The sequence below is a fragment of the Mesorhizobium sp. B2-4-18 genome (assembly GCF_006441385.1).
Classification (GTDB): Bacteria; Pseudomonadota; Alphaproteobacteria; order Rhizobiales; family Rhizobiaceae; genus Mesorhizobium; species Mesorhizobium australicum.
On record NZ_VFUW01000005.1, the window covers coordinates 16,105 to 37,735 of the forward strand.

24 protein-coding genes are annotated in these 21,631 nt (G+C 62.5%); 8 read left to right on the top strand and 16 right to left on the bottom strand.

The window, feature by feature from the left end; genetic code table 11:
• Positions 1 to 23: 23 nt before the first annotated feature.
• The 4 genes from thrC to FJ527_RS13380 are packed head-to-tail and all read left to right on the top strand — an operon-like array spanning position 24 to position 6,229.
• Positions 24 to 1,421: a threonine synthase gene (thrC, locus tag FJ527_RS13365; protein WP_140823317.1), complete on the top strand. Its 1,398-nt coding sequence runs from the start codon at positions 24 to 26 to the stop codon at positions 1,419 to 1,421.
• 14 nt (positions 1,422 to 1,435) lie between these two features.
• Positions 1,436 to 2,728 carry a pitrilysin family protein gene (locus FJ527_RS13370; protein ID WP_140617280.1) on the top strand — a complete coding sequence of 431 codons (1,293 nt, stop codon included), beginning with the start codon at positions 1,436 to 1,438 and terminating at the stop codon, positions 2,726 to 2,728.
• Between the two features lie 12 nt (positions 2,729 to 2,740).
• Positions 2,741 to 3,337 carry a GNAT family protein gene (locus FJ527_RS13375; protein ID WP_140791899.1) on the top strand — a complete coding sequence of 199 codons (597 nt, stop codon included), beginning with the start codon at positions 2,741 to 2,743 and terminating at the stop codon, positions 3,335 to 3,337.
• A 3-nt stretch (positions 3,338 to 3,340) separates the two neighbouring features.
• A complete protein-coding gene (locus tag FJ527_RS13380; RefSeq protein WP_140823318.1) occupies positions 3,341 to 6,229 on the top strand; it encodes an EAL domain-containing protein in 2,889 nt (962 codons plus the stop codon).
• 49 nt (positions 6,230 to 6,278) lie between these two features.
• On the opposite strand, the gene FJ527_RS13385 is transcribed toward FJ527_RS13380, so the two are convergent.
• Complete coding sequence (locus FJ527_RS13385) at positions 6,279 to 7,169, bottom strand: LysR family transcriptional regulator (protein ID WP_140724839.1); 891 nt, start codon at positions 7,167 to 7,169, stop codon at positions 6,279 to 6,281.
• 68 nt (positions 7,170 to 7,237) lie between these two features.
• Between FJ527_RS13385 and FJ527_RS13390 the strand changes: the two genes are divergently transcribed.
• The gene (locus FJ527_RS13390) at positions 7,238 to 8,059 is read left to right on the top strand and encodes an MBL fold metallo-hydrolase (RefSeq protein WP_181166349.1); all 822 of its coding nucleotides are present in this window, start codon (positions 7,238 to 7,240) and stop codon (positions 8,057 to 8,059) included.
• Between the two features lie 153 nt (positions 8,060 to 8,212).
• On the opposite strand, the gene FJ527_RS13395 is transcribed toward FJ527_RS13390, so the two are convergent.
• Entirely contained in the window at positions 8,213 to 8,821 is a 609-nt protein-coding gene (locus FJ527_RS13395) for a YqgE/AlgH family protein (protein WP_015318780.1), read from the bottom strand.
• A 172-nt stretch (positions 8,822 to 8,993) separates the two neighbouring features.
• On the opposite strand from FJ527_RS13395, the gene FJ527_RS13400 reads away from it, so the two are divergent.
• The 3 genes from FJ527_RS13400 to FJ527_RS13410 all read left to right on the top strand — a co-directional run bounded on the left by FJ527_RS13400 (position 8,994) and on the right by FJ527_RS13410 (position 10,928).
• On the top strand, positions 8,994 to 9,800 hold the full coding sequence (locus tag FJ527_RS13400) for a protein-disulfide reductase DsbD domain-containing protein (protein ID WP_140823320.1): 807 nt from the start codon (positions 8,994 to 8,996) through the stop codon (positions 9,798 to 9,800).
• A gap of 77 nt (positions 9,801 to 9,877) precedes the next feature.
• Positions 9,878 to 10,360, top strand: a complete 483-nt coding sequence (locus FJ527_RS13405) for a peroxiredoxin (RefSeq protein ID WP_015318782.1) — start codon at positions 9,878 to 9,880, stop codon at positions 10,358 to 10,360.
• A 91-nt stretch (positions 10,361 to 10,451) separates the two neighbouring features.
• Positions 10,452 to 10,928, top strand: a complete 477-nt coding sequence (locus FJ527_RS13410) for a DUF2938 domain-containing protein (RefSeq protein WP_140617286.1) — start codon at positions 10,452 to 10,454, stop codon at positions 10,926 to 10,928.
• A 4-nt stretch (positions 10,929 to 10,932) separates the two neighbouring features.
• On the opposite strand, the gene FJ527_RS13415 is transcribed toward FJ527_RS13410, so the two are convergent.
• The 14 genes from FJ527_RS13415 to coxB form a co-directional block, all read right to left on the bottom strand.
• On the bottom strand, positions 10,933 to 11,244 hold the full coding sequence (locus FJ527_RS13415; RefSeq protein WP_140823321.1) for a type II toxin-antitoxin system RelE/ParE family toxin: 312 nt from the start codon (positions 11,242 to 11,244) through the stop codon (positions 10,933 to 10,935).
• Positions 11,234 to 11,515, bottom strand: coding sequence for a type II toxin-antitoxin system ParD family antitoxin (locus tag FJ527_RS13420; protein ID WP_041163894.1), 282 nt, complete (start codon positions 11,513 to 11,515; stop codon positions 11,234 to 11,236). Before FJ527_RS13420 ends, FJ527_RS13415 begins: the two co-directional genes overlap by 11 nt.
• Positions 11,516 to 11,637: 122 nt before the next feature.
• Positions 11,638 to 12,216: a histidine phosphatase family protein gene (locus FJ527_RS13425; RefSeq protein WP_140823322.1), complete on the bottom strand. Its 579-nt coding sequence runs from the start codon at positions 12,214 to 12,216 to the stop codon at positions 11,638 to 11,640.
• Between the two features lie 44 nt (positions 12,217 to 12,260).
• Positions 12,261 to 12,794, bottom strand: a complete 534-nt coding sequence (gene rnhA / locus FJ527_RS13430; protein ID WP_015318787.1) for a ribonuclease HI — start codon at positions 12,792 to 12,794, stop codon at positions 12,261 to 12,263.
• The gene (locus FJ527_RS13435) at positions 12,791 to 13,768 is read right to left on the bottom strand and encodes a homoserine kinase (RefSeq protein WP_140714996.1); all 978 of its coding nucleotides are present in this window, start codon (positions 13,766 to 13,768) and stop codon (positions 12,791 to 12,793) included. Before FJ527_RS13435 ends, rnhA begins: the two co-directional genes overlap by 4 nt.
• A 6-nt stretch (positions 13,769 to 13,774) precedes the next feature.
• Positions 13,775 to 14,785, bottom strand: coding sequence for a 4-hydroxy-3-methylbut-2-enyl diphosphate reductase (ispH, locus tag FJ527_RS13440; RefSeq protein WP_015318789.1), 1,011 nt, complete (start codon positions 14,783 to 14,785; stop codon positions 13,775 to 13,777).
• Between the two features lie 88 nt (positions 14,786 to 14,873).
• The gene (locus FJ527_RS13445) at positions 14,874 to 15,629 is read right to left on the bottom strand and encodes an SURF1 family protein (protein ID WP_181166350.1); all 756 of its coding nucleotides are present in this window, start codon (positions 15,627 to 15,629) and stop codon (positions 14,874 to 14,876) included.
• The gene (locus FJ527_RS13450; protein WP_140823323.1) at positions 15,626 to 16,012 is read right to left on the bottom strand and encodes a DUF983 domain-containing protein; all 387 of its coding nucleotides are present in this window, start codon (positions 16,010 to 16,012) and stop codon (positions 15,626 to 15,628) included. The genes FJ527_RS13445 and FJ527_RS13450 overlap by 4 nt, the downstream gene beginning before the upstream one ends.
• A gap of 330 nt (positions 16,013 to 16,342) precedes the next feature.
• On the bottom strand, positions 16,343 to 17,224 hold the full coding sequence (locus tag FJ527_RS13455; protein ID WP_015318792.1) for a cytochrome c oxidase subunit 3: 882 nt from the start codon (positions 17,222 to 17,224) through the stop codon (positions 16,343 to 16,345).
• Position 17,225: 1 nt separating this feature from the next.
• Complete coding sequence (locus tag FJ527_RS13460) at positions 17,226 to 17,858, bottom strand: cytochrome c oxidase assembly protein (protein ID WP_015318793.1); 633 nt, start codon at positions 17,856 to 17,858, stop codon at positions 17,226 to 17,228.
• The gene (locus tag FJ527_RS13465) at positions 17,858 to 18,019 is read right to left on the bottom strand and encodes a hypothetical protein (RefSeq protein ID WP_015318794.1); all 162 of its coding nucleotides are present in this window, start codon (positions 18,017 to 18,019) and stop codon (positions 17,858 to 17,860) included. Before FJ527_RS13465 ends, FJ527_RS13460 begins: the two co-directional genes overlap by 1 nt.
• Positions 18,020 to 18,021: 2 nt before the next feature.
• On the bottom strand, positions 18,022 to 18,966 hold the full coding sequence (locus FJ527_RS13470) for a heme o synthase (RefSeq protein ID WP_140714998.1): 945 nt from the start codon (positions 18,964 to 18,966) through the stop codon (positions 18,022 to 18,024).
• A gap of 75 nt (positions 18,967 to 19,041) precedes the next feature.
• Complete coding sequence (gene ctaD, locus FJ527_RS13475) at positions 19,042 to 20,694, bottom strand: cytochrome c oxidase subunit I (protein ID WP_015318796.1); 1,653 nt, start codon at positions 20,692 to 20,694, stop codon at positions 19,042 to 19,044.
• A gap of 38 nt (positions 20,695 to 20,732) precedes the next feature.
• Positions 20,733 to 21,599 carry a cytochrome c oxidase subunit II gene (gene coxB / locus FJ527_RS13480; protein ID WP_015318797.1) on the bottom strand — a complete coding sequence of 289 codons (867 nt, stop codon included), beginning with the start codon at positions 21,597 to 21,599 and terminating at the stop codon, positions 20,733 to 20,735.
• Positions 21,600 to 21,631: the final 32 nt, after the last annotated feature.

Genomic DNA, 21,631 nt, shown 5'->3' on the forward strand with positions numbered 1-21,631 from the left:
CAGGCGGCAAACGGATCTGTGACATGCATTATGTGAGCACCCGCGGTGAAGCGCCCGCGCTTGGATTTTCCGACGCCATCCTGGCGGGCCTGGCGCGCGATGGCGGCCTCTACGTGCCGCGCGAATGGCCGCATTTCTCGCCATCCGAGATCCGAGCCATGCGCGGCCTCGCCTATCCCGACCTGGCCATACGCGTGCTGATGCCGTTCCTGGGCGGCGAGATCGCCGCGCCGGTCTTCGAGCGCCTGGTCCGCGAAGCCTATGCCACCTTCCGCCATGAGGCCGTCTGCCCGCTGGTGCAGACCGGCGCCAACACTTTTGTCCTCGAACTCTTTCATGGGCCGACACTGGCGTTCAAGGACGTGGCGATGCAGTTGCTTGCCCGGCTGATGGACCATGTGCTTGCCGAACGCGACCAGCACGCCACCATCGTCGGCGCCACGTCGGGCGATACCGGTGGCGCGGCCATAGACGCCTTTGCCGGGCGCAGCCGCACCGACATCTTCATCCTTTTTCCGCATGGTCGCGTCTCGCCGGTGCAGCAGCGGCAGATGACGACGTCGAAGGCTGAAAATGTCCATGCGCTGGCGATCGAGGGCAATTTCGACGACTGTCAGGGCCTGCTGAAGGACATGTTCAACGATCACGGCTTCCGCGACCAGGTGTCGCTGTCGGGGGTCAATTCGATCAACTGGGCACGCATCATGGCCCAGATCGTCTATTATTTCTCCTCGGCATTGTCGCTCGGCGCGCCGGACAGGCCGGTCTCCTTCACCGTGCCGACCGGGAATTTCGGCGATATCTTCGCCGGCTACGCCGCCAAGAAGATGGGCCTGCCGATCGACCGGCTGGTCATCGCCACCAACGACAACGACATATTGGCACGCACCTTCGCGACCGGCGAATACCGGACCAAAGGGGTCTTTGCGACCACCTCGCCGTCGATGGATATCCAGGTTTCGTCGAACTTCGAACGCCTGCTTTTCGAGGCGTCAAACCGCGACGCCGCAACGGTGCGGCGCTACATGGCCGGCCTCAAACAATCGGGCGCCTTCACCATCGAAGCCGCGGAAATCGCCGGTATGCGAACCGAATTCGACGCCGGCCGCGCAGATATGGACGAGGTTGCCGCCACCATCCGCTCGACGCTGGCAAACAGCAACTACCTGCTCGATCCACATACGGCGGCAGCCATGCATGTGGCGGCGGCCAGGGCTGCGGGCGCCGTGCCGATGGTGGTGCTCGGCACCGCCCATCCGGCGAAATTCCCGGCCGCCGTCGAAGCCGCCAGCGGTGTCTCGCCCGCCCTGCCCGCATGGCTAGGGGGATTGATGACATTCGAGGAAAAATACACGGTACTTCCATCCGACCTCAAAATGGTGGAAGATTACGTCAGTCGCCGCGCGCGGGCGGCGCGTTAGGGAGTACGAGCCATATGGGTGTTGAGGTAAGCCGTCTGTCGAACGGCCTGACAGTCGCCACCGAAACCCTTCCAAGTATCGAATCGGTTGCCTTGGGTGCCTGGGTCAAGTCGGGTGCCCGCAATGAACGCGAAGACGAGCACGGCATGGCCCATCTGCTCGAGCACATGGCGTTCAAGGGGACGAAGCGGCGAAGCGCCTTCGAGATCGCCTCGGAAATCGAGGACGTCGGCGGCGAGATCAATGCGGCCACCAGCGTCGAGACCACGTCCTACTACGCCAGGGTGCTCTCCGACGATGTGCCGCTGGCTGTCGACATCCTGTCCGACATTCTGCAGGAGTCCGAATTCGACCCGCAGGAACTTGAGCGCGAGCAGCACGTCATCCTGCAGGAGATCGGCGCCGCGCACGACACGCCCGACGACATCGTCTTCGACCGTTTCACCGAGACGGCCTTTCGCCACCAGACCATCGGCCGCTCGATCCTGGGTACGCCCGAAACGGTAAAATCCTTCACCTCCAAGCAGTTGCACGATTTCATAGAACGCCAGTATGGCGCGGAGCGGATGGTGATCGTGGCCGCAGGCGACATCAAGCACGACAAGTTCGTGCGCGAGGTCGAAAACCGGCTCGGCGGTTTCCGCAGCAAGGCCGACAGCACCATCCCGCAATACGCGCAATATGTCGGCGGCGACTTCCGCGAAGACCGCGACCTGATGGACGCGCAGATCGTGCTGGGCTTCGAGGGCCGCGCCTACCATGTGCGGGATTTCTACGCCTCGCAGGTGCTGTCGATGATCCTCGGCGGCGGCATGTCATCGCGCCTGTTCCAGGAGGTCCGCGAAAAACGCGGCCTCTGTTACTCGGTCTACGCCTTCCACTGGGGCTTTTCCGATACGGGCATATTCGGCGTTCACGCCGCGACGGGCCAAAGCGACATCGCCAAGCTGGTGCCTGTCATCATCGACGAGTTGCAGAAGGCCGGCGAGAGCATCCTGCAGGAAGAGCTCGACCGTGCGCGCGCCCAATATCGGGCCGGCCTGATCATGTCGGCCGAAAGCCCGGCCAGCCGCGCCTCGCAGATCGCGCGGCAACTACTCCTTTTCGGCAGGCCGATCGCGAAGGAAGAGCTGATGGAGCGCCTGGCGGCGCTGACGATCGAGCGCCTTACCGACCTGTCGTCGCGGATGTTCTCGACCAAGCCGACGCTTACCGCTGTCGGGCCCGTGGGTACGCTGGCACCATACGAGGCGATCCTCGATTCGCTTCCGGGCACGCAGACCACGGCCCGCAGGCTCGCCGTCTAAGTCCCAAGCGCCGTGTTCGCGCTCCCTTTCTTTCGCCGTGACCTGCCGGCACTGAAGGGCAACCTCGTCACGCTGCGCGTGCCGTTCACCAACGACTACCGCGAGTGGTCGGCGGTGCGCGGCGAAAGCCGGGCGTTCCTGGAGCCATGGGAGCCGCGCTGGACCCCGGACGAACTCGACCGCACGGCATGGCGCCTGCGCATCAGCCGCTATCGCGAGGACTACGCACAGGGAACCGCGATCGCCTTCTTCATCTTCGAGAAGTCGAGCGGCAAGCTCGCGGGCGGCATTACGCTCGGCAACATACGCCACGGCGTCTCGCAAAGCGGCCATGTCGGCTACTGGATCGGCGAGCGCTTCGGCGGCCGCGGGCTGATGACAGACGCGGTCAAGGTGGTGGCCCGCTTCGCCTTCGATACGCTGAGGTTGCACCGGATCGAAGCCGCCTGTATTCCCGACAATATCAGGTCGATCCGCGTGCTTGAAAAAGCCGGATTCCGGCGCGAAGGACTTCTGCGATCCTATCTCAGGATCAACGGCATCTGGCAGGATCACTACCTCTACGCCCGGATCGCCGACGATTCGCCGGGCGCTGGAACGAAGGACTGATTTTTGACGAATTCCCTGCGAAACGGGCCGCTGTTCGCCTTTCTGCTGGCGACGATGCTGACGCTGTGCGCGGCTTCGTCGGCCTTTGCCGTAGAACCGATCAAGATCGCCCGCGACGATGTCGCGCTCGATCTTTCGCGCGCCGTCGAAATCTACCGCAACCAGGGTGAGAACTTCCAGGTGTCGACCGCGCCCGGGCCGGACGGCATCGTGCGGCGGATCGAGGTTGAAGCCAACGATGCCCGCTCGACCGGCGACTGGGCTGTCTTCGCGCTCGCCAACACCACCGACCAGCAACTCGATCGGCTGATCGTGGCGCCGCACTTCCGGCTGGTCAATTCCGGCATCTTCTGGCCGGATCTGGGTTCTACGCGCATCGCCGCCATCACGCCCAGCGAAGGCTTCGCGCTCGACCGCCAGACCAGCCCCGACGCCGACGTGTTCCGGGTGACGCTGAACCCCGGCACGGTGATCACCTTCATCGCCGAACTCGCCTCGCCGAAGCTGCCGCAGGTCTACCTCTGGGATCCGGAATCCTACAAGGATTCGGTCAATTCCTACACGCTGTTTCGCGGCATCGTCATCGGTATCGCCGGCCTTCTGGCGCTGTTCCTGACCATCCTGTTCGTGGTCAAGGGGACGTCGATGTTCCCGGCGACGGCGGCCCTCGCCTGGGCGGTGCTTGCCTATATCTGTGTCGATTTCGGCTTCCTCAACAAGGTCATCGAGATCTCGCCAGGCAACGAGCAGATGTGGCGGGCTGGCACCGAGGTGGCGCTGGCGGCGACTTTCGTGGTGTTCCTGTTTGCCTATCTCAACCTCAACCGATGGCACGGCCATTTCAGCTATGGCGCGCTGGTCTGGATTCTGGGGCTGCTCTTGATCGCCGGTGTCGCAATCGTCGATCCGGCGGTCGCCGCCGGCATCGCCCGCATCTCGTTTGCCGCGACCGCACTGACCGGGCTCGGCTTGATCATCTTCCTCGGTATTCGTGGTTATGACCGAGCGATCATGCTGGTGCCCAGCTGGGTCATGGTGCTGTTGTGGTTATGCGGATCGTGGATGGCGATCACCGGCATGCTCGACAACGACATCGCCCAGCCGGCACTTGGCGGCGGCTTGATCCTGATCATCCTGCTGATCGGCTTCACCGTCATGCAGCACGCCTTTGCTGGCGGTGCGCTGCATCAGGGGCTGTTCTCCGACCTCGAGCGGCAGGCGCTGGCGGTCGCGGGATCGGGCGATACGGTGTGGGATTGGGACGTGCTGCGCGACCGCGTGGTGACCAAGCCCGACGTCAGCATCCAGCTCGGCCTTGCGCCCAACAGCCTGGGTGGTGCCGCCCGCAACTGGCTGCCGGTGTTGCATGCCGACGACCGCGACACATTCCGCACCACGCTCGACGTGGTGCTGGAACATCGCCGCGGCCGGGTGTCGCAGAATTTCCGCCTGCGTGGCGCCGATGGGCACTATCACTGGTTTGCCCTGCGCGCGCGACCCGTCATCGGATCGGACGGCGAGGTGATCCGCTGCGTCGGTACCATGGTCGACGTCACCGAACAGAAGAAATCCGAGGAACGGCTGCTGCACGACGCCGTGCACGACAATCTGACCGGCCTGCCAAACCGCGAATTGTTCATGAACCGGCTGGAGGCGATCATTTCGATCGCCCGCACCGAAGAGAAGGTGCGGCCGACCGTCTTCGTCATCGATATCGACCGCTTCAAGCAGGTCAATGACGGGCTCGGCATTTCGGCCGGCGACACCATCCTGCTCACCATAGCGCGCCGCCTGCACCGGCTGCTCAAGCCGAAGGATTCGCTGTCGCGCTTCGCCGGCGACCAGTTCGCCCTGCTGCTTTTGTCCGAGCAGGACCCTGCCCGCATCGCCGGCGTGGCCGATGCGATCAAGCATGCGATCAACAATCCGATCACCTTTGCCAAGCGCGAGATCGTGCTGACCGCCTCGATCGGCCTGATCACCTGGACCTCGGCGCAAACCTCGGCCGAGGACATGGTCAAGGACGCCGAGCTCGCCATGCACCAGGCCAAGCGCTTCGGCGGCGACAGGATCGAGCCGTTCCGCCCGGCGTTCCGCACCGTCGGCACCGATCGCCTGCAGTTCGAATCCGATCTGCGGCGCGCCATCGAGCGGCGCGAATTCACGCTGGCCTACCAGCCGATCGTGCGGCTCGAGGATGGCAGCGTCGCCGGCTTCGAGGCCCTGCTGCGCTGGGACCATCCGCGCCGCGGCATGATCCCGCCGGCCGATTTCATCCCGGTCGCGGAAAGCTGCGGGCTGATCGTGCAACTTGGGCTGTTTGCCATGCAGCAGGCGGCCGAGGATCTGGCAGGATGGCAAAAGCAGATCGGCGACGCGCCGCTGTCGGTGTCGGTCAACTTGTCAAGCCGCCAGCTCATCCGCCGCGACCTGGTCAGCGACGTGCGTTCCGTGATCGCGCGCGCCAATCTGAAGCCGCGCTGCTTCCGGCTCGAACTGACCGAGTCGCTGGTCATGGACAACCCCGAGCAGACGGCCCATGTGCTGACCAAGCTCAAGCAGCTCGGCATCGGCCTGTCGCTGGACGATTTCGGCACCGGCTATTCATCGCTCGCCTATCTGACGCGGTTCCCGTTCGACACCATCAAGATCGACAAGAGCTTCGTCGACGACAGCACGCCAAAACGCGCGGTGTTGCTCAAATCCATGGTCAACATGGCGCATGAGCTCGGCCTTTCGGTAGTCGCTGAGGGCATATCGGACGAGCGCGATGCGCTGGAGCTGCGCCAGATGGGCTGCGAATATGTCCAGAGCTTCATGTTCGGCGCGCCGATGCCGGGCGACCAGGTGCTGAAGACGCTGAAGGAGCAGTATCCGCTCACGCAGGCCTAATGCCTGTCACCCGGAAGTGTCCTCGGTTCCGGAACAACGACATGCATCACTATTGTTGCGAGAGTCGCAGCGCATTGACCAATGCTGACAGCGCCGCTGGCTGAAGCTGACGACTGGGATAATACAGGAAAAAGCCTGCGATTGGCGGCGTCCATTCCTCCAGGACGCGGACAAGCCGTCGCTCCGCGATATACTCCGCGACTTGCTCTTCATAGGCGAGACCGAGACCAACGCCGGCGAGCGCCGCCTGAATCACCAGGTGAGTATCGTCGATTATGAGCGAGCCGCTGGCGTTGATCGTGACCGACTTTCTCGCCCGCTCGAACTCCCACCGAGATGGACCGCCTGGAAGACGCAGGGCTATGCATTGATGATCCTTGAGATCCCTCGGCTTTTGCGGGATTCTTCGTGATGAGAAATAACCAGGCGATCCCACCACAGCCAGCCGCAACTCCGGCGTGACGCGTACCGCGATCATGTCTTTCTGAATATACTCGCCGAGCTGGATACCGGCATCGAACTCGCCGGCAACGAGGTCTACAGGGCCTGTCGTGGTGACAACGTCGAGAACGATATCGGGGTAGGCCTGGGCGAATGCCGCGAGCCGTGGCAGCAGCACCATTACGGCGGCCGAGCGTGACATCACAATTCGAAGGCGCCCCGCAGGGCGCCGCCTGAGGCTTCGCGCTCCGTCAAGGGCAGCAGCGATTTGCTCAAGCGCCGGAGACAGGTCTTTCAAGAGAGCGGCCCCTGCGGCTGTTGGCGCGACGCTCTTCGTCGTTCGAGCCAAAAGCCGCAGCTCGAGCCGCTGCTCGAGCCCACGGATAGTGTGACTCAGCGCAGATTGAGACACGCCTAGTTTTGCCGCGGCTCGTGTAAAGCTTCGTTCCCGGGCGACCATCGCGAACGCGGCGAGTTCGTTCAGTTCGCTTCTCATCATTCATGAGTATCACTCATGAGGCCTTGCTGTGCAACAGGCCTATCCTCATAGGTGACTCTGTCCTAGCTTTGATCGGCAACGGCAGATTGAGGTACTCTATGATCGTAACATTCCGCAGCGGTAACGTCCTCGGCTGTACCGCCGGCGCCTGGCGGGTCTGGTCGCTCTCGGACGGCTATATTGAGATGCCGGCGGACCTTCTGCGCGATCCGCGCGACAAACCGGTGCCGCAAGTCGCGCAGGCAGGGGCGCTCCGCCTGTCCGTCAATTGCTTTGCCCTCGCAGGTCCAGGCGTTGACGGCATTCTGATCGACAGTGGAGGAGGAGGCTGGGCCTCAACAACAGGACGCCTCGAGCAGACACTAGCCGAAGCCAGCATCGATCCTGCCTTGATCACGGTCTTGGCGCTCACCCATGCCCACCAGGATCATGTGTACGGGCTTTTGACGCCGGACGACCGGGTGCTCTTTCCGAATTTGAAGGCGATCGTAATCGCCGAGGAGGCTGTCGAGAGCTTTCTCGCCGAAACAGACCTTGCGCGGTTCAGATCCATTTTGAAGCCCGTGCGGAATGGCGACCAGGTGGCCAAGCGACTGCGAGCAGTTGCCCTGCCGGGTCATGCTCCCGGTCACATCGGCTACGCTTTCGACACGAACGAGGCCCGCTTCCTGTTCTTCGGGGACATCGTTCATGTGCCGGCCTTGCAGTTTGGCAATCCCGCGTTGAGTTGGGGCTATGACGACGACCAAGCGATCGCACGCGCAACGCGCCAGAAGGTTTTCCGCGACGCGGCCGAGGCTGGAACATGGATCGCCGGAGCGCACCTTGGCTGGCCGGGCATCGGCCGCGTGATGCGTGAGGACGGAGCGTACGGCTATGAGCCGGCATAGCGGATAACAAGCCGGACACGCGGTTTCGCCTGTTTACGCAATTCCAAGCCTGAACAGCTCTCGCGCACCGCCATGGGATGAGATTGCGCTAACGGCGCAGCGTTCCGGCTGCGCCTTACCTGGCGAAGGGGCCCTGGCCGGCAAAGACGAGGCTCAAGCGTGCCCGGCGGCCAGGCTGAGATGGGCGAGATCGATGCCGATGGAGGCGAGAATCCGGTCGTATTTGCGTTCGATGTCGGCGTCGAACAGCAATTCCGGCGTCGCCGGGCAGGTCAACCAGCCGTTCTCAGCGATCTCGGTTTCCAACTGGCCGGCGCCCCAGCCGGAATAACCGAGCGCCATGAGCGCGCGGCGCGGCCCGCGCCCTGACGATATCGCCCGCAGTATGTCGACGGTCGCGGTCAGGCAGATGTCGTCGGAAACGGTGAGCGAGGAATCCACACGGTAGTCGCCCGAATGCAGGACGAAGCCCCGGCTGCGGTCGACAGGCCCGCCATTGCGCACGACGAAATCGCGCGCCTGTGCCGGCAGGCGGATCGCCTCCTGCTCGTTCATGATGCCAAGCTGTACCAGAAGGTCCGGGAACAGCATCTGCTGCGTCTGGTTGATGATCAGGCCCATCGCGCCTTCATCGCTATGGGCGCAGATGTAGATGACCGAGCGCGTGAAACGGTCGTCCTTCATACCAGGCATGGCAATCAGGAACTGATCGTCGAGAAAGCCGCGGCCGGCGGCTGTCTTTTTGTGGCGCAACAAATCCATGCCAGGGAAGGTAACGCGTTTCCCCGGCGCCGAAAAGATGCGCTGTAGCGGATTCGACCAAAGCTCATATTGCGAGTCCGGCCTTGGCTTGCCCGCAAAGGTCACGCAAATATGATATCAGCACGGCCATGAAATCATTGCGCGGCCACGAAGGGACGATCAAATCACCGCCATGCAAAGCTTGAAAATCCTGTTGCTCGGCGCCGCCATTGGATTGGCGGCCGCCCTCCCCGCCAGCGCCTCCTCATCCGCCTGGTACAACAGCGAAGGCGGCAAGGTGCGGCTGGTGACATCAGGCAAGCCGGACGACGCCGGCCGCATATACGGTGTTCTCGATATCGCGCTCAAACCCGGCTGGAAGACTTATTGGCGCGACCCGGGCGATGCAGGTGTGCCGCCGCAGCTCGACGTTTCGGCCAGCACCAATATAGCCGATGCGACACTGTCTTTTCCCGCGCCGCAGCGCCACGATGATGGCTATGGCAAATGGGCCGGTTACAATTATCCGGTTTCCTTGCCCGTGACGTTCACGCTGGCGGCGCCAAACCAGCCGGCGGTCATCGATGCCGACGTCTTTCTCGGCATTTGCGAATCTATCTGCATCCCCGTGCAGACACGGCTGAACGTCGACCCCGCTTCCGATCCCGATAATGCCGACGACGCGGCGCTGGTGAAGGCGAGTTTCACCGCACTGCCGGCTGCGGCAAAGCCTGACTTCGGCATCAAAGTGCTGCCCGGCGATCACGAGACGCTGGTTGTCGAGGCAAGTTTTCCTGGCGATCCGCAAGCAGCGGATTTCTTCGTTGCCGGCGAGCGCGACTATATGTTCGGCACACCTTCCCGCTCGGAAAAGGACGGCAAGCTGATCTTCACCGTGCCGATCCTCGATCGCCCCTCGACGACGCCGACCGACGGCGGGCTTCACTACACGTTGACGAGTTCGGCGGGCGCGGTCGAAGGGTTGCTGCCTTTCCCTTGAAGACGCCGCGATGGTTGCAGGAAGCCGCTGAGTTCGCTACGCAAGCACGCGTCCTTCCCATCCCAAGCGAGGAATTCATGACCATCTCCGTTGGCGACAAGCTGCCCGAGGCGACCTTCAAGACCATGACCGCGGACGGCGCCAAGCCGATCACGTCGGCCGAGATTTTTCCGGGCAAGAAAGTGGTGCTGTTCGGCGTTCCCGGCGCCTTCACGCCGACCTGCAGCAACAACCACCTGCCCGGCTATCTCGAGAACCATGACGCGATCCTGGCGCGCGGCGTCGACACCATCGCCGTCGTTTCGGTCAATGACGTCCACGTCATGGGCGCCTGGGCGCGCTTCACCGGCGGCGAAGGCAAGATCCTGTTCCTCGCCGACGGCAATGGCGATTTCGCCAAGGCGGTCGGTCTTGACGCGGACTACTCCGGTGGCGGCATGGGCCTGCGTTCGAAGCGGTTTTCGATGATCATCGACGACGGCAAGGTTACCGCGCTCAATGTCGAGACCAAACCCGGTGTGGACGAGTCCGGCGCGGCTCATATTCTCGGCCAGCTCTGAACTTCGACGGCCAATCACGCGAGGCCGCCATGGCCGGCCTCGCCTGACAAGCAGCCGCGCTCCAAATTGCCGGTTTTCGGGGGATCCTACGATGTTTGACATCTTCTGGCGCGCTGTCGCGATCGGCGTCGGCGCGACCGTCCTGATGGATCTCTGGGCCTTCTTCCTGCACAAGGCGTTCGGCCAGCCACGCCCGAACTGGGGGCCGGTCGGGCGCTGGGTCTGGCACCTCCGCGACAAGGTGTTTCACGACGATATCGGCGATGCGGCGCCCTACGCGTATGAACAGGCGCTGGGCTGGGCCTTCCATTACTTCGTCGGCATCGCCTACGGCATAATCCTGGTGATGCTGGCGGGCGCGGGCTGGCTGGCCGCGCCGACCTTCCTGCCGGCCTTCATCCTCGGCATCGTTACCGTCGGCGCCGGCTGGTTCCTGCTGGCGCCAGGCATGGGCGCCGGCTGGGCGGCCTCGAAGCGGCCGAATCCGATGCGGGTCCGCGCCCTCAATCTGGTCTCGCACACGGTGTTCGCGCTCGGGCTCTACGGTACGGCGCTGCTGATCCGGTAGACAGCTAGAACAGACTGTTCAGATCCCGCCGCCCGTCGACCACACGGACGATTTCAACCCACTCCACTGGGCCATCGTCCGTGTTTGGAATCGTTTCGTAGAGCAGTACAAAAGGCGCCTCCACCAGCATTCGTGCGGAAGGCCTGATATCCGGTCGCCTGACACCCATGCGCGGCTGGTCTGCCAGCTGCATGGCCCGCGCTTCTAACTGATCGTAGTAACAATCGGCCGCCCGTATGTTTTCGCTGCCTATCGTCACGTAGATGTCGATGAGGTCAGCCTTGGCCGCGGGTGACCAGACTAGCCTAACGGCCATTCCGCGAGGCTTCCGTCAGCTCTCGCCGAGCTTCCTTTCGCAACACGTCGAAATCCACAGGCTCCGGTCTCCCGCTTGCCTTGCCTTCATCCCACAACCGTCTCAGCCGGCGAACATCGTCATGCCGCAGTTCGCGCTTGGCCAGCCAATCCCGCATCGCTTCACGCACGATCTCGCTTGCAGTGGCATACTCGCCCGCCTCCACGGCCTCGCGCATCAGGGCTGCCTGTTGTGGGGTCACAGCCACGCTCATTTTTTCAACGTTCGCCACGCTGCGTCCTCTCTTGCATTGCTCGATAGTAGGAAATATTACTCCCATCCACATCCTCGAGCAACTGCGATGTCGCGAGAAGAGCCTGTCCTTGCGCTACGAGTACGGCTGCGGTACGCCGATCAGGACAGCCTGTCGATCGGTCCCCATCCATGAATAATTTGGCGCGTGTGGGTATCGAAGGCGAAATAGTTGCCGCCGCCCGCCAGCTGATCGGCTTCGCGGCTGATTTGTCTGCCGCTGAGCGACAGCAGCAGGAGCGTGCCGACACCGCCATGTCCGACAAGGGCGATGTTGCCGGCGCCGCCGGCACCGAGGACGGCCTCGACCTCGCTCACGATGCGCTGCTGTGCGTCGATGGCCCGCTCCCAGCCACGAATGCTTTCGTGCGGATTGGCGAAGAACCGGTCGGCGACCGCCTCGAACTCCGGAGGCGGCAGGAAACCCGTCGCCGACCGGTCGTTCTCATGCATCCGTTCCCTCACCTGCACCGCAAGGTCGAGGTGCCGCCCGAGCACCTCGGCGGTTTCAACGGCCTTGCGTTCGCCCGACGACACCACACGCCCGATCGATGCGATCCACGGCTGGTTCAGCATTGCATGCGCCCTGGCACGACCGATGTCGGACAGACCCCAATCCGGCACGGGCACGCTGGCGTCGATCTGAACCTGAGGATGGGTGATGTAATAGGCGATCGGCATAACAGAAATTCTCCTGTCGGCCGGGCGCAGCGAATGCCAGAAGCTCAATAGCTCTGGGTCGAACGACGCGCCTTCGGGGCCAGCGGCTGCTTTGCCTGGACATCCGGCTTTGGCGCCGACACTACCGGCCTGAAAGGCCCTTTCTTGAACGGCGCCATGCCTTCCCTTGCCAGTTCGTCGGCGCGCTCGTTCTCGATGTGGCCGGCATGGCCCTTCACCCAGTTCCAGGTGACCTTGTGGCGCCGGTTGGCCTCGTCCAGCGCCTGCCAGAGTTCGCCGTTCTTGACCGGCTTCTTGTCGGCGGTCTTCCAGCCATTCTTCTTCCAGCCATGGATCCATTTGGAAATTCCGTCCATGACGTATTTGCTGTCGGTATGAAGCTCGACCGTGCAAGGCTCCTTCAACGCATTCAGCGCCGAAATGGCCGCCAGCAATTCCATGCGGTTGTTGGTGGTTTCGGCCTCGCCGCCGAAGAGTTCCTTGGTGGTGCCGTTGAAGCGCAGGATGGCGCCCCAGCCGCCGGGGCCGGGATTGCCCGAACAGGCGCCATCGGTAAAGATTTCAACCTGCTTGCTCATGACACCCCGTTTTCGGCCAATCCATATTCCGAAGGAAATCTGATCGCCCGGTGGAACCGCATCCTTCGGATATATTCGGACGGGTCGCGTTTCATCACCAGTCCGCCATCGGGGACGGTCAGCCAGTCGTAAAGCCGGGTCAGCATGAAGCGTAGCGCCGAACCGCGCGCCAGCATCGGCAGCGCCGCTTTCTCGTCATCGCTCAGGGGGCGCACGCTTTGATAACCGGCAAGCAGTGCCTTGCCCTTGGTAAGGTTGAAGGAAAAATCCTTTTCGAAACACCAGGCGTTGAGGCAGGTGGCGACATCATAGGCATAGAGATCGTCACAGGCGAAATAGAAATCGATCAGCCCCGAAAGCTTCTCGCCCAGGAAAAAGACATTGTCCGGGAACAGATCGGCATGAATGATGCCCTCGGGGAGGCCCTTGGGCCAGTTCCGCTCGAAATCGGCAAAGTCGGCATCGACCTCGGCCGCAAGGCCCGGCTCGACCTCGTCGGCGCGGCCGCGAGACGCATCCCAAAGCTTGCGCCAGCCGTCGAGGGCGAGCGCGTTCGGACGCGTCATCGGAAAGTCGGCGCCGGCCAGGTGCAGCGCCGCCAGCGCCTTGCCGACCTCGGCGCAATGCGTTGCGGCCGGTCGGCGCAGCGAAAGTCCTTCGAGAAAGGTGATGATGACGGCCGGCCGGCCGGCCAGCGTGCCGATGACGCTGCCGTCATGCGCGGTCACCGGCAGCGGGCAGGACACCCCCTTGCTGGCGAGATGGCCCATCAGCCCGAGGAAAAACGGCAAATCCGCCTTCTCGACCCGCTTTTCATAGAGCGTCAGGATGTAGGAGCCGCTCGAGGTGTGCAGCAGGAAGTTCGAATTCTCGGTGCCTTCGGCGATGCCCTTGTAGGATAGGAGATCGCCGACCGGGTAGTGCTTCAGGAAAGCGCCGAGTTCGCCCTCCGCAACGTCGGTATAGACCGCCATGGCCGTTCACGCGGTCCCATTGACGAAGGCCATGTCGGCCGGCGTCAGTTCGACATCGCGCAGTACCCGCATGACCGGAAAATCCTCTGTTTCGGTGGCCGTGACAGCCAGGTCGATGGTGACGTCGAAACGCTGGCGGAACGCGTCGATGATCTCGTCGACGATGATCTCCGGCGCCGATGCTCCCGCCGACAGGCCGAGCGTCGAAATGGTGCCGATGTCATTCCACGGAATTTCAGCGGCGCGCTGCACGAGAAGCGACATCGAGGCACCTGCCCGTTCCGCAACTTCGACAAGGCGGCGCGAATTCGAGGAATTGGGGGCGCCGACGATCAGATAGAGGTCAGCACCCGGGGCGGTGTCCTTGACCGCTTCCTGGCGGTTGGTGGTGGCGTAGCAGATCGATTCCGCCGCCGGCGCCTGCAGGTCCGGAAAGCGCTCCTGCAACGCGCGGATGATGCCGGCGGTATCCTCGACCGAGAGCGTGGTCTGGGTGACGAAACCAAGTGCTTTTGGATCGGCCGGTACAAGCCGGGCTGCGTCGGCTTCGGTCTCGATCAGCGTTACCGCGCCTTCCGGCAACTGCCCCATTGTGCCGATCACCTCGGGGTGCCCGGCATGACCGATCAACAGCACATGGCGGCCAAGCCGCTGGTGACGCATCGCCTGCTTGTGGACCTTGGAGACCAGCGGACAGGTTGCGTCGAGATAGAACAGGTTGCGCGCCTGCGCATCCGCCGGCACGGACTTGGGCACACCGTGCGCGGAGAAGACGACCGGCGACTGCCGATGTTCGGCCGGGATTTCGGAAAGTTCCTCTATGAAGACGGCCCCAAGGCTCTGCAGCCCCTCGACGACATAGCGGTTGTGGACGATTTCGTGGCGGACATAGACCGGGGCGCCATATTTTTTCAGCGCCAGCACGACGATCTGGATGGCACGGTCGACGCCCGCGCAAAAACCGCGCGGCTGGCAGAGCCGGATCGTCAGAGGAGGCTTGGCGATTGTGTGAAGCATCAAATCCTGCCGGTTGGTCAGCGCCGAAATGAGGTGCCTACCCCTGCCCTGTCAAGGGTATCGGTGGAAAGAGAGGCCTCGCTTGCGTTCATTCCTCTTTCGCGGGCCGGCGAAGCCGGAGGACAAGCACCGCGGCGAGTGCCGCGGCAAGCCCGTACCAGGTGACGGCATATTGCAGATGGCTGTTCGGAAGGTCGATGATGGTGACACCCCCGACCGGAAGGCCGCCGGGATTTGGCGTCTTGTCGGCATCGATGAAGATCGGCACCAAGGTGAACCCAGCCGGCAGGCCGGCGCTCGCGGCCATGACGTCGCGGTCCTTCCAGTAGAAGATGTTCTTCCCCACATCATTGTCGGGAAGCATCATGGAGGGCTTTGCCGGCAGCGGGTTGCGGGCAAGCCCGGTGACCGTGACCCTGCCCGTTACCTGTCCCTTGGCGCGCTTCGCCGCATTCTTGAGGTCGTAGGGAACAAAGCCGCGGTTGATCAGGACGAAACGACCATCGTCGAGGGCCAGCGGCGTATAGACATTGAAGCCGGCATCCCCTTCCCAGGTCGCGTAGAAATGCCGCTCGCCGGAATGCAGGAAAGTGCCGGTGACAGTGACCGGCGTGTAGTCGACGTCGCCGGTCGAGGCGAATTCCTTCTCGACCTCGGAAAGCGGTCGTGGCGCCGAATGGGTGCGCTGGTCGATGGTCTGCAGCAGGCCTTCCTTCCAGTGCAGGCGCTGGACCTGCCAGGTGCCCAGCGCCAGCAGAATCAAGAACAACACAAGGCCAAGGACGAACAACAGTGCCGATCGTGGCCGCGAATGGCCGCGGTCTTTCAGGGACGCTTCGCTCATTCGCCGCGATACAGCCGACCCTCGGCTGCTTTGTTGCTGTATTGCAGGGTGAGCAGCACGCCCTTGATCAACCGAAGCGCCGTGAGACACAGCACCAGGGCCAGTGGGATCCATATCAGCAGATGTAGCCAGAGCGGCGGGCTCAGCGTCACCTCGACCCAGAGCGCCAGACCGACGATGATGAAGCCGATGATCAGGATGACGAACACCGCCGGTCCATCGCCGGCATCGGCGTAGGAATAGTCGAGGCCGCAATTGACGCAGCGCTTGCCGACGGTGAGAAAGCCGGAAAACAGCCGCCCCTCGCCGCAACGCGGGCAGCGGCCGTGCAGGCCGGCCGAAATCGGATCGATCGGAGGCCAGATCGCCTTGTCTTCACTCATGCGTAGTGCCGTAATTCATGGCTATTGCTCGATCTCGATCGGCGTCCCATCGGCCACCATCGCCCAGATTTGTCCATATCGGACTCCGTAACCCCAATGCAGTCATCGGTCCAGTCGACCAATTGAAGCAGCCAGCCCCACTAGCTGAAGCCGCTTCGCCTCCTCGACGCGCAAGACCTTCTCGGGCAAGAGCCGGAATGCCAAGACGATAAAATGCGCAAATTGAAGTCAGCCGCATCTTTCATCGATTGGCGATCCTTGCGCCGAAAAGAAGAAAGGCGGCCACGTCGCCGCGGCCGCCTTCCCGAAATTGAAACTCAAAAGGCTGGATCAGTGGCCTTCGATCACCGCGCCGACCGATCCCCAGACGTAGATCGAGGCGAACAGGAACAGCCAGACCACGTCAACGAAGTGCCAATACCAGGCGGCCGCCTCGAAGCCGAAATGCTGCTTGGGGGTGAAGTCGCCCTTCATCGCCCGGATCAGGCAGACCAGCAGGAAGATGGTGCCGATGATGACATGGAAGCCATGGAAGCCGGTCGCCATGAAGAAGGTGGCGCCGTAGATGGAATCCTTGAAGCCGAACGGCGCGTGCATGTACTCGTAAGCCTGCACCATGGTGAACAGCATGCCAAGCCCGACGGTCAGCACCAGGCCGTTGATCAGGCCCTTGCGGTCGCCATGGATGAGCGAGTGGTGCGCCCAGGTGACCGTGGTGCCCGACAGCAGCAGGATGATGGTGTTGTAGAGCGGCAAATGGAAGGGATCGAGAACCTCCATGCCCTTCGGCGGCCAGACACCACCGGTAAACGTGTGGCGCGCATAGTTCTGCACCTCACCGGCAAAAAGGCTGGCATCGAAATAGGCCCAGAACCAGGCAACGAAGAACATCACCTCCGAGGCGATGAACATGATCATGCCGTAGCGCAGGTGCAGCGACACGACGCGCGTATGGTGGCCTTCATGCGCTTCCTTGATCGTGTCCGACCACCAGGCGAACATGGTGTACAGCACGATCACAATGCCGATGAAGAACAGCCACGGATTGGCGATGTTGACGCCGAAGATCGGGAAGGAGCCGCCTTTCAGGTATTCCATGAGGCAGACACCGCCAAAAGCGGTGACAAGCGCCCCTACCGATCCCAGAAAAGGCCACGGGCTCGGGTCGACGAGATGGTAGTCATGGTGTGGTTTTGCGTGCGCGTCTGCCATATCAACCCCCGAGATTTCCTTCGGTATCTGAAACTGTCTTGCTATTGCCCTGGGCCGGCCCGGACGACGCCACCGGCTTGGTCTTCTCGACCGGGAACATCGTATAGGACAGGGTGATCGTCTTCACGTCCTTCAGTTCCGGCACATTCACGATGTCGGGGTCCACATAGAACAGGACCGGCATGTCCAGCGTCTCGCCCGGCTTCAGCGTCGTATCGGTGAAGCAGAAGCATTCGACCTTGTTGAAGTACGGACCCGCCAGTTCCGGCTGCACGTTGAAGGTTGCGCGGCCGGTGACGGGGCGATCGAACTTGTTGGTCGCCTGATAATGCGCCTGGACGGTCTGCCCGATCTTCATGGTCATCGAGCGCTGGACCGGCTGGAACTCCCATGGCACGCCGGCGATGTTGGCGTCGAAACGAACGGTGATCTCGCGATCGAGCACGCGGCCGGCATATTGCTTCTCGGCACGTTGCGTCGTGCCGCCATAGCCGGTCGCCTGGCAAAACATCTTGTAGAGCGGCACGGCTGCATAGGCCATGCCGATCATGCCGGTGAAGAAAGCAAGGCAGACAACCGCGACAACGCGGTTGCCGGTCTTGCCTACCGTCTTCTTGGACGTCTCGGCGCTCATCACATCGAGCCCGACAAATTGTGGCCGAACTTCACGATTGTCGCGATGTAGAAGATCACGACCAGCACCGCCAGCGCCACGCCGATGGCGATGGAACGGCTGCGCTGGGCCTTCTTCTGGCGATCGGTCAAGGTGACCGTTTCGAGTTCTTTCTCGGCCATGGTCATGCCCCACCCATGGCAAGCGCGCGTTCGACGACACTGTCAGCCAGATAGGCGGCGAAGATTGCGAAGAGATAGAGCAGCGAATAGGCGAACAGGGCCTTGGCCGGCTTCATGACGCGGTCATCGTCGGCCATGCCAAGCACTTTCCACGCATACCAGACGAAACCAGCCCCCAACAGCAAGGCGGCCACGCCGTAGAACGGCGTCGTATAGCCGAGCAGCCAGGGCAGCACGCCGACCGGGGCCAGCACCAGCGCGTAGGCGAAAATCTGACGGCGGGTCGATGCATGGCCGGCGACGTTGGGCATCATCGGGATGCCGGCGCGGCCATAGTCCTCGGACTTGAACAGCGCGAGCGCCCAGAAATGCGGCGGCGTCCACAGGAAAATGATCAGGAACAGGATGATGCTTTCGAGGCTGACCGACCCGGTCACCGCGGCCCAGCCGATAACCGGCGGGATGGCGCCCGCTGCACCGCCAATGACAATGTTCTGCGGTGTCGAGCGTTTCAGCCACATCGTGTAGACCACGGCATAGAAGAAGATGGTGAAGGCCAGCAGCGTCGCCGACAACCAGTTGACCAACACGCCCAGCGTCATCACCGACAGCACCGACAACACCAGGCCGAAGCTCAGCGCCTCGTGCGGCTGGATCCGGCCGGAAGGCACCGGGCGGCTAGCGGTCCTGGTCATCACCGCGTCGATGTCGGCGTCGTACCACATGTTGAGCGCGCCAGAGGCGCCGGCCCCAATCGCAATGGCAAGGATGGCGATCACCGCCAGCAGCGGATTGATGGTCATCGGTGCCGCGACCAGTCCGACAAAGGCGGTGAACACCACCAGCGACATGACGCGCGGCTTCAGCAGGGCGAAGAAATCGCCCGCCGTAGCTTCCGACATACGGAAGCCCGCTTCGTCAATGCTGGTTTTGTCGACTAGGGCCATGCGTACTCAAGTCCATCATTCCGTTGGCCAAAACCGCCGGCGGGCCGGCGGTTTTGTATTCGAGCGGGAGCCGCCTTACTTGATCTTCGGCAGCTGCTCCCACTGGTGGAACGGCGGCGGCGAAGGCAGCTGCCATTCGAGCGTGGTAGCACCCTCACCCCACGGGTTGGCGCCGGCGATCCGCTTCTTCTGGAAGGCTTCGAACACGCCATAGAGGAAGATCACCACACCGACGGCCGAAATATACGAACCGTAGGACGAAACCATGTTCCAGCCCGCAAACGCGTCAGGATAGTCGATGGTGCGGCGCGGCATACCGGCGAGGCCGAGGAAGTGCTGCGGGAAAAAGATCAGGTTCACGCCGACGAACATGACCCAAAAATGGGTGTTGGCGATGACGGGCGAGTACATGTAGCCGGTCATCTTCGGGAACCAGTAGTACCAGCCGGCGAAGATGGCGAACACCGCGCCCAGCGACAGTACGTAGTGGAAGTGGGCAATGACGAAATACGTGTCATGCAGCGACCGGTCGAGGCCGGCATTGGCCAGCTGGACACCGGTGACGCCACCGATCGTGAACAGGAAGATGAAGCCCAGCGCCCACAGCATCGGCGGCTTGAACGAGATCGATCCGCCCCACATGGTTGCGATCCAGGAAAAGATCTTCACGCCTGTCGGCACCGCGATGACCATGGTGGCGAAGACGAAGTAGCGCTGCGTATCGAGCGACAGGCCCGTCGTATACATATGGTGCGCCCAGACGATGAAGCCGACCGCGCCGATCGCGACCATGGCATAAGCCATGCCGAGATAACCGAATACCGGCTTCCTCGAGAAGGTCGAGACGATATGGCTGATGATGCCGAAACCCGGCAAGATCAGGATGTATACTTCCGGATGGCCAAAGAACCAGAACAGGTGCTGGAACAGGATCGGGTCACCACCACCGTCAGGCGCGAAGAAGGTCGTGCCGAAGTTGCGGTCGGTGAGCAGCATGGTGATGCCGCCGGCCAGGACCGGCAGCGACAGCAAGAGCAGGAAGGCGGTGACCAGCACCGACCAGGCAAACAGCGGCATCTTGTGCAGCGTCATGCCGGGGGCACGCATGTTGAAGATGGTGGTGATGAAGTTGATGGCGCCGAGGATCGAGGAGGCGCCGGCGATGTGGATCGACAGGATCGCCAGATCCATCGCCGGTCCGGGCTGGCCCGAAGTTGACAGCGGCGGATAGAGCGTCCAGCCGCCGCCCACGCCAAAGGCGCCGGGCGCACTCGGCACGAACATCGAGGTGAGCAACAGGATGAAGGCCGGCGGCAGCAGCCAGAAAGAGATGTTGTTCATGCGCGGGAACGCCATGTCGGGAGCACCGATCATGATCGGCACCATCCAGTTGGCGAAACCGCCGATCAGGGCCGGCATGACCATGAAGAAAATCATGATCAGCGCGTGCGCGGTGGCAAACGCATTGTACATGCTCTTGCCGCCGTCGATCGCGGCGTCGCCGTTCATGCCATAGACCATCTGCGCAAGACCGCTGAAGATCTGGATGCCAGGCTCCTGCAGCTCCATGCGGATGGCGACCGAAAGCGCGCCGCCGATTATGCCGGCCATGATCGCGAAGATCAGGTAGAGCGTACCAATATCCTTGTGGTTGGTCGAATAAACCCAGCGCACCCAGCCATGATACGGCTTGTGGTCGTGCCCGTCGTGAGCTGCAGCGTCTGCCATGTTCCGCTCCGTTCCCTAAATCTTGCTAACCCGCGACATCAGTTGCCGGCGGCCGCTACCTTGTTCTGGCCATCGACCTCGGCCATGAGCGTCTTGTTGGCACCTGGCAGATCGGTCTTGGCCGCGGCCAGCCAGGTCTTGAACTGCGTGTCCGACACCACACGAACGGCGATCGGCATGAAGGCATGGTCCTTGCCGCAGAGCTGCGAGCATTGACCGTAATAGAGGCCTTCTTTCTCCGCCTTGAACCAGGTCTCGTTGGTGCGGCCGGGAACGGCGTCGATCTTGATGCCGAAAGACGGCACGGCAAAGGAATGGATCACGTCGGTCGCGGTGACAAGCACGCGGGTCATCGTGTTGACCGGCACGACCAGCTCGTTGTCGACGGCGAGCAGGCGCGGATAGACCGCGCGATCCTCCTTGCCGGCCTTGGCACGATCGCCATCCTGAAGGATGGCCGAATTGAAGGCGAGCGTGTTGTCGGTCTGGTATTCGTAATCCCAGTTCCACTGGTTGCCGGTTGCCTTGACGGTCAGCTTGGCCTCTTCCGGCGGCGTATATTGGGCGGTCAGGAGTTGGAACGAGGGGATGGCGAGGCAAAGCAGGATGACGACAGGGCCGATGGTCCAGATCACCTCGATCAGCGTGTTGTGGCTGGTCTTGGACGGGGTCGGATTGGCGCTCGCGCGGAATTTGACGATGCAGTAGATCAGCAGAAACAGCACAAGGACCGTGACCGGGATGATAAACCACATCGTGTAGTTTCCGAACCACTCGATCTGCCGCATCATGTCGGTCGCAGGCGCCTGGAAGCCGGTCTCCCACGGCCTGGGCTGGTCCGCATAAGCGGATCCGCAGGCGAGGAACGTGGCAGCAGCACCGGTGCTCGCTAGGAATTTTCTCATCGCCCTCTTCGTCTCCCAGTCCCTCGCCGGCT